Raw genomic sequence first — 9,722 nt, 5'->3', positions numbered from 1 at the left:
GCATTCACCCTAAAGTAGCGCCGGCCTCGGCCGACACGGTAAATTCACAGGATCGCTCCGCGGGAATCCGGGTACCGCACGCCGATGTCAGCTGTCTTCTCCCTCTCCGCCACCGACGCTGCCCGCCTGGCCAGCACCGACCTGCCACCGCGGGTACGTGAACTGCTGGGGGCGTTGACCGGCCTGTGCCGGCAGGCACTGACCGCGCCGCTGATCCTGACCGTCGAAGCGCTGGAACAACTCCTGTTGCACGATGCCGACCGCGCGCGCAGTCCGCAGCAGCAGGCTGAACTGATGGCGCAGCGTAGCCAACTGCATGCCTTCGCCGGCCACTTCAGCGAGCGCATGCTCGATGCGGTGGCCGAGGCACTGGCGCGGCTGCGCGAACCGACCGCCTTCACGGCAGCAGCACCACCGCCCGCACTGCCGGGCACGATCGGCCTGTCGCTGGTCGACGAGCACGAGGTCGACCGCGACCTGCTGCTCACCGAAATGGTCCGGCGCGAGACGCAGCGCTCGGCCAACGCCCTGAACCTGCTCGGCCAGCGCCTGGGCGTGCTGGCTGCGGCGCCTGCGTTCGAAGCCGATACCCTTCCGCTGGCACCGCAGGCGCTGTGCGCGATGGTGCGCAGGGTCGCCGAACAGGATGGCCTCGGGGCAGAGGTGCAGCTGGCGCTGTATCGCAGTTTCGAGCGCCAGGTGCTGGAACGCCTGGGCGACCTGCTTGATCGGGCCAATGCCCTGCTCGCCCAGCAAGGCGTGCTGCCGGGCCTGGTCTACACCCCGTATCTGGCCCGCTCGTCGAGTACGCGACGGATCATCACCCAGTCCGTCGCTGGCGGCCGTGCCACGCAGCCAGCCAGGCGCGCGGCGGCCCCCATGACCGGCTGGGGCGAGAACCTGCCTGCCGGCTCCTGGTCGACCCTGATGCAGGATGCCTTCCAATCCGGTTCCGCATCCACTGCAGCGCCCCCCGGGCTGACCACCGCCACCGGCACCCTGCTGCACGACCTGCTGCAGCGCGCGCGTACCACGCCGGCGGCAGACGCGCCTGCGGTACCGACTGCTGCCGTCGATGCGGTATTGGCAAGGCTGCAAAACCAGGCCAGCGCCGCTACCGGTGTGGTCGACCTGCAGGCCGCCGTGGTCGCGCAGCTGCGCAGCGAGCATGGCCCGCATGCGCAGATCGGCAGCCATGATCGCGACAACCTGGACCTGCTGCGCCTGTTGATGCAGCAGATCCAGCAGCAGCAGCGCCCGGACCCGGTGCCCGCCGCCCTGCTGGCGCGCCTGCAGGTACCGTTGGCACGTGCAGCGATGGCCGATCCGGGCTTCTTCGTACGCGACGAGCATCCTGCGCGCGAGCTGCTCAACCATATCGCCGAAGCCGGTGCCCGCTGGCTGGGGGACGACGACGTCGATCCGCAGTTTCTGCAGCGCATGGCACAGAGCGTGCAGAGCCTGCTCGGCGAGGATGCACGCACGCCGGAAGCCTTCGCTGCTGCCAACGAAGAGGTGCAGCAGCACCAGCGCGCGGCCGCCCATCGCGCCGAACTGGCCGAACGCCGCCACGTCGAAGCCGCGCGCGGCAGGGAGCGCCTGGAACTCGCGCGGCGCCAGGCCAGCGCCCAGATCGAGCAGTGCTGCAGCACGCAGCAGCCGCCGCGCTTCGTCCAGACCCTGCTGCGCCAGGCCTGGTCCGACGCGCTGACCCTGACCCGGCTGCGCCATGGCGAGGACTCGCCCCAGTGGCAGGAGCGGCTGCAGCAGACCGAGCGCATCGCGGCCGTTACTGCAACCGCCGCCAACGGCGTCGATGGCACCGATGGCGCCTTGGCCGCCGATGTGGAGGCCGCGCTGCTGCAGGTGGGCTATCACGCCGAGGAAGCCTCAGCGGTGGCCCGTCGCCTGGCCACGCCCGGGGGCGAGGACGACAGCACGTCGCGTACCGAACTCAGCGCGCGGCTGAAGGCCCGCGCCCGGCTGGGCGAGCACACCGACAGCCGCAGTGCGTCCGCCCCTGCCGCGCCACGCAGCAGTGCGGAGGAGGCCGCCTACGAACAGCTGTGCTCCCTGCCCTTCGGCAGCTGGTTCGACATCGACAACGGCGATGGCACGCTTCGCCGCCAGCGCCTGTCCTGGTACAGCCTGCTGACCGGCCATGTGCTGTTCGTCAATCCGCGCGGGCAGAAGATTGCCGAAACCGACCTCGACAGCCTGGCGCGGCAGATCAGCGCTGGGCGTGCGCATCTGGTCACCGAAGACAAGGGCCGGCTGGTCGACCGCGCCTGGAAGGCCAGTCTGGGCGCCCTGCGTGCCCTTGCCGGCCGCAACCCGCAGGACACCCCCGCATGAGCATGACGCCGCCGCAGGACACCCGTCGCGCCCCCCGACGCCAGGTGTCGGACCTGGTGCCGGTGACCGACCAGATGCGCGACTGCGTGGTCGGTCGCCTTGGCAATGTGTCCGAAACCGGCATGCTGATGCTGGCCAGCACTGCGCTGCGCGACGACGCGCTGTATCAGTTCCGCTTCCCGCTGCCGCTGGGCGATGGCCAGCAGGCAGCCATCGACGTGGGCGTGCACCTGTTGTGGAGCGAGCCGGCGCACGCCCCGGGACAGAGCTGGGTGGGCTTCCGGTTCCTCACCCTGTCACGCGAACACCGCCAGCTGCTGCGGCAGTGGGTAGGCGAAGACAGCGACGAAGGACCGCTTTCGACGGACTGACTGCCGGTTCCGGCACAGCGGTTTCCGCCGGTATGCGGCAGAATCTAGGGCCGTTTTCCGTGTCGAGCCACCGCAATGATCCAGCAAGACCCCGGCGCCCTGTATCCCGATCACCTGGCCGTGCTGTGCCGACGCGCCGAGCAGGCGCTGGCGCGCGGCGGCTTTGATCACCTCGTCGTGCCCAGCGGCACCCTGCACTACCAGGTGTTTGATGATCGCGACTATCCCTATGCGGTGAATCCGCAGTTCAAGGCATGGTTGCCGCTGACGCGCGTGCCCAACAGCTGGATCGTGTTTACGCCCGGCAAGCGGCCGGTGGTGATCTTCCATCAGCCGTTCGATTACTGGCACGTAGTGCCGGACGCGCCGAGCGGCTGGTGGGTGGAGCACTTCGACATCCACATCATCCGCACGCCGGATGAAGCGCTGGCGTTGCTGCCGGCCGATCCGTCGCGCTGCGCGATCCTGGGTGAGCCGCAGAGCGCACTGGGCAGCCACGTGCCGAACAATCCTCCGGCGGTGGTGAATTACCTGGAATGGCACCGTGGCAGCAAGACGCCCTACGAGATCGCCCTGATGCGCCAAGCGCAGGTGCTGGGCGTGCGCGGCCATCGCGCCGCCGAAGCCGCGTTCCGCAACGGTGCCGACGAGTTCAGCATCCACATGGCGTACTGCCAGGCGGTGGGCCAGGACGCCAATGAACTGCCCTACGGCAACATCGTGGCGTTGAACGAGCACGCCGCCGTTCTGCACTACACCGAATTGGGCCGCAAGGCACCGCAGCCGCTGCGCAGCTTCCTCATCGATGCCGGCGCCAGCGCGCACGGCTACGCCAGCGACATCACCCGTACCTACGCGGCGCACGGCCACGACGAATTCGCTGCGATGATCGCTGCCGTCGATGCCGCCCAGCAGCAGATGTGCGCGGCGGTGCGCCCGGGCGTTGATTACAGGACGCTGCATGTGGACGCGCATCTGTCGCTGATGGGCGTTCTGAAGGACTTCGGCGTCATCAGGGTATCGCCGCAGACCGCGCTGGAAACCGGCGTCAGCGCCGCATTCTTCCCGCACGGCATCGGCCATCTGATCGGCCTGCAGGTGCATGACGTGGCCGGATTCGCCGCCAGCGACGAAGGCGGCCGGATCGAACGTCCGGCGGGTCATCCCTACCTGCGTCTGACCCGCGTGCTGGAACCGGGGATGGTGGTGACCATCGAGCCGGGCCTGTACTTCATCGACATGCTGTTGAACGAGGTCAAGGACGCCGGCCATGGCGATGCGATCAACTGGGAGCGCGTGGACTTCTTCCGTCCGTATGGCGGCATCCGCATCGAGGACGAAGTGCTGTGCACCGATGGCGAAGCGGACAACCTGACGCGACCGGAGTTTGCGGCAGCCAACGGCTGAGCCCCTCGTGGTTGGCCTCAAAGGTAGAGTCGACTGTTAGTCGACTGGCATCATGCGTGATGCGCGCTGGGCGGGGCGGGTAGGCCATGCAGGGGACGCTGCAAGTACGTCCCTGCATGCCCCCCCGCCCCACCTCTGACAGTCTTCTGCGCGCATCCAACCACGGAAAAGAAGAAAGAAAAGCAAAAGCGGGTCGCTCGCTGCGCTCGCTCTGTGTCGACCAAGGTCGACACCTACCAACAGCCACCGGCCAGCTGTCGAAGGCGGGGCACTGTGGGTTTGCGGGGTGTGAGCCGCATGGATGCGGCGACCAAGCCTCCAGGGATGGATTCACGGCGTCCCCGCAAACCCACAGTGCCCCGCCATCCCACGGATAGCCCGCTGTTGCTGTTGCTCCAGCTGTTGCGTCTGCGGGTGCAGGGCTGCAAGCCCTGCCGGCAACCCTCAACCCGCCATCACCGCTTCGATCTCGTCCGCACTCCGCGCCAGCCCTTCGGTCAGCACGCGATGGCCATCGTCGGTGATCAGCACATCGTCCTCGGTGCGGATGCCGATGCCACGCCAGCGCGGCTCCACCGTCGTATCGTCCACGCCGATGTACAGGCCCGGCTCGATGGTGAACGCCATGCCCGGCTCCAGCAGCCGCGAGTCCCCGGCCAGGCGGTAGTCGCCCACGTCGTGCACATCCAGCCCGATCCAGTGGCCGGTCTTGTGCCGGTAGAAGCGCTGGTACAGGCCTTCGGAAAGATTCTTCTCCAGCGTGCCCTTCAGCAGGCCGAGCCGCAGCAGGCCTTCGGTCAGCGTCTGCACCGCCGCCAGGTGGCCGGCTTCGTAGGGTACGCCGGGCCGGGCCTGGGCCAGCGCCGCCGCCTGGGCCTGGCCGACCAGATCATGCAGCGCGCGCTGCTCGGCGCTGAAGCGCCCGTTCACCGGGAAGGTACGGGTGATGTCGCTGGCGTAGCCACGGTACTCAGCACCCGCATCGATCAGCACCAGCTCGCCGTCGCGCGCACGCCCGTTGTTGTCGCGATAGTGCAGGATGCACCCGTTGCGGCCGGCGCCGACGATGCTGCAGTACGCCGGCACCGCATCGCTGGCGCGGAACACGCGCTCCAGTTCGGCCTGCAGCTCGTACTCATGGATGCCCGCCTTCGCCGCCTTCATCGCTGCCAGGTGCGCACGCACGCTGATCTGCGCGGCGTGCTGCATCAGCGCCACCTCCGCGCCGGACTTGAACAGGCGCTGCTCATGCAGCAGGTGGCCCAGCTCCAGGAACTCGTGCGGCGGCTGCGCACCGTGGCGCACCTGGGAGCGGACACGGTTGACCCAGCCGATCAGCTTCAGGTCGAAGTCCGCGTCACGGCCGAAGTGGTAGTAGACGCGCGAGCGTCCCTCCAGCAGGCCCGGAAGGATGTCGTCCAGATCGTCGATCGGATAGGCATCGTCCATGCCGAACTGCGCCACGGCGCCTTCCTGGCCGGCGCGGCTGCCGTCCCAGGCCTCGCGCTCGGCATCGCGTTCGCGGCAGAACAGGATCGCCTCGCCGTGACGACGCCCGGGAATCAGCACCAGCACGGCTTCCGGCTCCGGGAAGCCGCTCAGGTACTGGAAGTCCGAATCCTGCCGGTACGGGTAATGGGTATCCAGGCTGCGCACCTTCTCGGACGCGGCGGGCAGCACCAGGATGGCGTCTTCGCCGGCCATGTCCATCAGCTGCCGGCGACGACGCTTGTACTCGCCGGCCGCGATGCCGGTGCGCTGCTTGATGTCCATCAGTTCAGGCGCTGCCGGTGGCGCGCGGCCAGCACCACATCGCCGTGCAGCAGCAGCACCGCCACGCGGATGAATTCCTCGATCTCCGACAGCGCCTCATCGTCGTCCTCGCCACCCGCCTCGAAATCCTCGCTGGAAGCACGCGCCAGGCTGGCCATGTCGGTCAGCGCCTCTTCGCCCTCTTCGGACAGGGCCGGACGACGGCCGCCACTGCCCAGTCCGAATCCACCCAGGAAGGCGCGGGTCCAGCTGAACATGGCGTCGGCCTGCGCAGCCACGTCCTCGCTGTCGCTCAGCAGCAGCTCGAACGCGAAATCGCGGTCCTCCAGCTGCTTGATGGTGGCCTGCAACAACTGCCCGAGGGCGCTGTGGGCCGCCACCGGCGGCAGGCTGTCGTCGGCCAGCACACGCGCCGGCCAGTCGTTGCCGGGAGCTCCACCGGCGGCCAGCCAGCCGCACAGGCCGCCATGCAGCTCGGCAGCGGTGGCGCCCAGGCCCAGGTCCTGGCTGGCGCGGGAAACGTCGTCGACGGAGGGAAGTTCGGTCATCGTGCGGCTCGTTCGGAGAAGGAAACCCCGAGCGCGCACGCGCGCGCCCGTGAGCCCTGTAGTGTAGCAACCCGATAGCGACCTCCCCGTGGCCATCCGGGCGTGCTGCGACAGCGCTTGACCGTCCTGACCCGGCTTGCCTATCGTGCCTGCATGGAACCCGCCGATCCCCTTGCCCAGCTGCAGGACTTCGCCGCCCGCGTGGAAGCGTTGCTTGAACGCAACCAGCGCCTGGCCGAAGAGAACCGCAGCCTGCGCCACCAGCAGGAACAGCTGGTGGCCGAGCGCTCGACGCTGCTGGCCAAGAACGAACAGGCGCGCTCGCGGGTGGAAGCGATGATCAGCCGGCTCAAATCCCTGGAGCAGCACACATGAGCGCCGAACCGGTCAGCGTCCGCATCCTCGACCGCGAGTACACCGTCGGCGTGGGTGCCGATGAACGCGACAGCCTGATGGCGGCCGCGCGCCTGCTCGACGCACGGATGCGCGAGATCCGTGGCAGCAACCGCATGGCGGCGGTCGACCGCATCGCGGTCCTGGCGGCACTGAATCTGGCCCATGAACTGCAGCTGTTGCGTGACGAGAACGCCCGCCAGGCCGTGGCCCTGCAGCAGACGCTGGCCGACCTGAACCGGCGGCTGGACCGCTTCATCGACGGCAATCCCTGACAGATCGCGCGACACGCGTCTTCTCATTTCTGAATTGGCACGGACTGTTGCCGACGAACGGCCTATCCAGATCAGGACCGGCCGCTATAATGGCCCTGCGTTCTCTGCGGTACTCGACGGCATGTGCAAACATTCGCCTTGTCCCTTAAGAACGACACCGGGAGCGCGACAGCGCCGGGAGTGCAGGTCCGCCTTGTAGCGGGAAGCCCGATGGTTCTCCAGCGTTCCCACTTGAGCCCCCGGGTTCAAGGTCGTTTCGCATGCATCGACATTGCGGAGAATGCAATATTCCAGCAAGGGCGGCGTCTTCGGGCGTCGCCCTTGTTCTTTCCGGCACAATGACGGCTGTTCCTTGCCGCACGCTGCCATGACCGACCCGCGCCAGGCCCTGCGCCACGACCTGCGGCAACGCCGCCGCGACCTTTCCGCCAGCGAGCGCATCGCCGCCGCCGATGCCCTTGCCGATGGGCTGCTGGCGTTGCCGTTTGCGCCGCTTCACGGCCACGTTGCCGGCTATTGGGCGCTGGACGGTGAGATCGCGCTGCATCGCTGGCAGCTGCAGCTGCCCGATGGACTCTCCTACTGCCTGCCGGTGCTGGCCGGCGACACGCTGCGCTTCGCGCCCTGGCGGCCCGGTCAGCCCCTGACCGGCAACCGCTACGGCATTCCGGAACCGGACGTGGCCGTGGAAGACACGCTGGAACCGGCGCAGATGGCGCTGGTAGTGACCCCGCTGGTGGGTTTCGACACACAGTGCCGGCGGCTGGGCATGGGGGGCGGCTGGTATGATCGCAGCTTCGCCTTCCGCCACGACCGGCCGGCGCCGCCCTGGCTGGTCGGTGCTGCCTTCGCGGTGCAGCAGGTCGAGTCCTTGCCGGTGGCGTCGTGGGACGTGCCGGTGGATGCGATCTGCACCGAAGCCGGCACCCTGTTCCCCTCCGCTGCCCCCGTGAACGCATGACCGCCCGCAAGCGCTATTGGCTGATGAAGTCCGAGCCGGACGCCTTCTCCATCGATGACCTGGCCCGGGTCAAGGTCGAGCCGTGGAACGGGGTACGCAACTACCAGGCGCGCAACTTCATGCGCGATGGCATGCAGGTCGGCGACGGCATCCTGTTCTACCACTCCAATACCAAGGTCCCCGGCATCGTCGGCCTGGCCACGGTCGCCAGCCCGGCCTACCCGGACGATACCCAGTTCGACCCGAAATCCGACTACCACGACCCGAAAAGCACGCGCGAGAACCCGCGCTGGATGCTGGTGGACGTGGCCTTCGACCGCAAGCTCAGGCAGGTGATCGCGCTGGACGAGATCAAGCTGCACGCCGAAGCGCTCGGCGAGGGCTTCCCGCTGGTTGCCAAGGGCAACCGGCTGTCGGTGTTCCCGGTGACCGCCGCGCAGTGGAAGCTGCTGCTGTCGCTGGAAAAGAAATCCTGATTCCCTGCTGAGAGTTCCTCCCATGTCCGAAGCCAAGCGCCTGGCCGCCGAGAAAGCCATCGAGTACGTCGAAGACGGCATGATCGTCGGTGTCGGCACCGGTTCCACCGTCGCCTATTTCATCGATGCGCTGGCGCGCATCCAGCATCGCATCAAGGGTGCGGTGTCCAGCTCGGAACAGAGCACCGCGCGCCTGAAGCAGCACGGGATCGAGGTGATCGAGCTGAACCACACCGGCAACCTGTCGCTGTACGTCGACGGCGCCGACGAGTGCGATCCCGGCAAGTGCCTGATCAAGGGCGGTGGCGCTGCACTGACCCGCGAGAAGATCATTGCCGAGGCCAGCGAGCGCTTCGTCTGCATCGTCGACCCGAGCAAGCAGGTCCCGGTGCTGGGCAGGTTCCCGCTGCCGGTGGAAGTGATTCCGATGGCACGCAGCCTGGTGGCCCGGCAGATCCGCGACATGACCGGAGGCCAGCCGACCTGGCGCGAGGGCGTGGTCACCGACAACGGCAACCAGATCCTGGACATCCACAACCTGCAGATCACCGATCCGGAAAAGCTCGAGCGCGAACTCAACCAGCTGCCGGGCGTGGTCTGCGTCGGCCTGTTTGCCCGTCGCCGTGCCGACGTGGTGATCATCGGCGGCGAACCGCCGGTCGTGCTCTGACCCTCACGCGAAGGATCCTGACGATGTCGCTGCTGCGTTCGCTGCTGATGCTTCCCTTGCTCGCCCTGGCCGGCTGTGCCACCGATGCGGCCCGTCACTGGGTCGAACTGGACGGCGCCCGCTACCACGTGGAGCTGGCAACCAATGATGAGGCCCGCGCACGCGGGCTGATGTTCCGCGACCAGATGCCCGTTGACCACGGCATGCTGTTCATCCATGACCGCGAGGAAATGCAGGCGTACTGGATGAAGAACACCAAGATCGCGCTGGACATCCTGTACTTCGACAGCCAGCGCCGGCTGGTGAGCCAGCAGCGCGACGTGCCGCCCTGCTCGGCCGGCGACATGTGCCCGCCCTATCCCAGCGGCGGCCCGGCCCGGTACGTGCTGGAACTCAACGCCGGCCAGGCCGAGAAGCTCAAGCTGAAGGACGGTACCGAACTGACCTTCGGCCCGGGCATCGAGAAGTAGGCCCACGCGGCCCGGCGGCCGGC

11 protein-coding genes and 1 other RNA gene are annotated in these 9,722 nt (G+C 68.0%); 10 read left to right on the top strand and 2 right to left on the bottom strand.

The annotated features are described in order from the left end of the window. The first annotated feature begins 84 nt into the window (after positions 1 to 84). From N5J29_RS16495 to pepQ, 3 genes are all read left to right on the top strand, one after another. On the top strand, positions 85 to 2,355 hold the full coding sequence (locus N5J29_RS16495; protein ID WP_164150883.1) for a DUF1631 family protein: 2,271 nt from the start codon (positions 85 to 87) through the stop codon (positions 2,353 to 2,355). Further along, positions 2,352 to 2,726, top strand: coding sequence for a PilZ domain-containing protein (locus N5J29_RS16490; protein ID WP_065175725.1), 375 nt, complete (start codon positions 2,352 to 2,354; stop codon positions 2,724 to 2,726). The genes N5J29_RS16495 and N5J29_RS16490 overlap by 4 nt, the downstream gene beginning before the upstream one ends. Before the next feature lie 75 nt (positions 2,727 to 2,801). Next, the gene (gene pepQ, locus N5J29_RS16485; RefSeq protein WP_065181689.1) at positions 2,802 to 4,133 is read left to right on the top strand and encodes a Xaa-Pro dipeptidase; all 1,332 of its coding nucleotides are present in this window, start codon (positions 2,802 to 2,804) and stop codon (positions 4,131 to 4,133) included. A gap of 444 nt (positions 4,134 to 4,577) precedes the next feature. Here the strand turns inward: pepQ and N5J29_RS16480 are convergent, their stop codons facing one another. Then, on the bottom strand, positions 4,578 to 5,900 hold the full coding sequence (locus tag N5J29_RS16480) for an aminopeptidase P N-terminal domain-containing protein (RefSeq protein ID WP_111186809.1): 1,323 nt from the start codon (positions 5,898 to 5,900) through the stop codon (positions 4,578 to 4,580). A 5-nt stretch (positions 5,901 to 5,905) separates the two neighbouring features. Beyond that, positions 5,906 to 6,454, bottom strand: a complete 549-nt coding sequence (locus tag N5J29_RS16475) for a UPF0149 family protein (protein WP_164150881.1) — start codon at positions 6,452 to 6,454, stop codon at positions 5,906 to 5,908. A gap of 153 nt (positions 6,455 to 6,607) precedes the next feature. On the opposite strand from N5J29_RS16475, the gene N5J29_RS16470 reads away from it, so the two are divergent. From N5J29_RS16470 to N5J29_RS16440, 7 genes are all read left to right on the top strand, one after another. Next, positions 6,608 to 6,829 carry a TIGR02449 family protein gene (locus N5J29_RS16470; protein WP_005410898.1) on the top strand — a complete coding sequence of 74 codons (222 nt, stop codon included), beginning with the start codon at positions 6,608 to 6,610 and terminating at the stop codon, positions 6,827 to 6,829. After that, entirely contained in the window at positions 6,826 to 7,122 is a 297-nt protein-coding gene (locus tag N5J29_RS16465; protein WP_279924483.1) for a cell division protein ZapA, read from the top strand. The genes N5J29_RS16470 and N5J29_RS16465 overlap by 4 nt, the downstream gene beginning before the upstream one ends. A 98-nt stretch (positions 7,123 to 7,220) precedes the next feature. After that, a non-coding RNA gene (ssrS, locus tag N5J29_RS16460) (6S RNA) lies at positions 7,221 to 7,406 on the top strand. A gap of 83 nt (positions 7,407 to 7,489) precedes the next feature. After that, positions 7,490 to 8,083 carry a 5-formyltetrahydrofolate cyclo-ligase gene (locus N5J29_RS16455; RefSeq protein WP_111186786.1) on the top strand — a complete coding sequence of 198 codons (594 nt, stop codon included), beginning with the start codon at positions 7,490 to 7,492 and terminating at the stop codon, positions 8,081 to 8,083. Next, positions 8,080 to 8,559, top strand: coding sequence for an EVE domain-containing protein (locus tag N5J29_RS16450; RefSeq protein ID WP_053519831.1), 480 nt, complete (start codon positions 8,080 to 8,082; stop codon positions 8,557 to 8,559). The genes N5J29_RS16455 and N5J29_RS16450 overlap by 4 nt, the downstream gene beginning before the upstream one ends. A gap of 22 nt (positions 8,560 to 8,581) precedes the next feature. Next, on the top strand, positions 8,582 to 9,229 hold the full coding sequence (gene rpiA, locus N5J29_RS16445; RefSeq protein WP_065175077.1) for a ribose-5-phosphate isomerase RpiA: 648 nt from the start codon (positions 8,582 to 8,584) through the stop codon (positions 9,227 to 9,229). 23 nt (positions 9,230 to 9,252) lie between these two features. Next, positions 9,253 to 9,699 (top strand): DUF192 domain-containing protein, encoded by a 447-nt coding sequence (locus tag N5J29_RS16440; RefSeq protein WP_164150879.1) that lies wholly within the window; start codon positions 9,253 to 9,255, stop codon positions 9,697 to 9,699. The last annotated feature ends 23 nt before the right edge of the window (positions 9,700 to 9,722 follow it).

This window comes from Stenotrophomonas sp. GD03680, from assembly GCF_029844625.1.
GTDB lineage: Bacteria > Pseudomonadota > Gammaproteobacteria > Xanthomonadales > Xanthomonadaceae > Stenotrophomonas > Stenotrophomonas maltophilia_P.
Note: the sequence above shows the minus strand (reverse complement) of the source record. Positions and strands in the feature narration are given on the sequence as shown.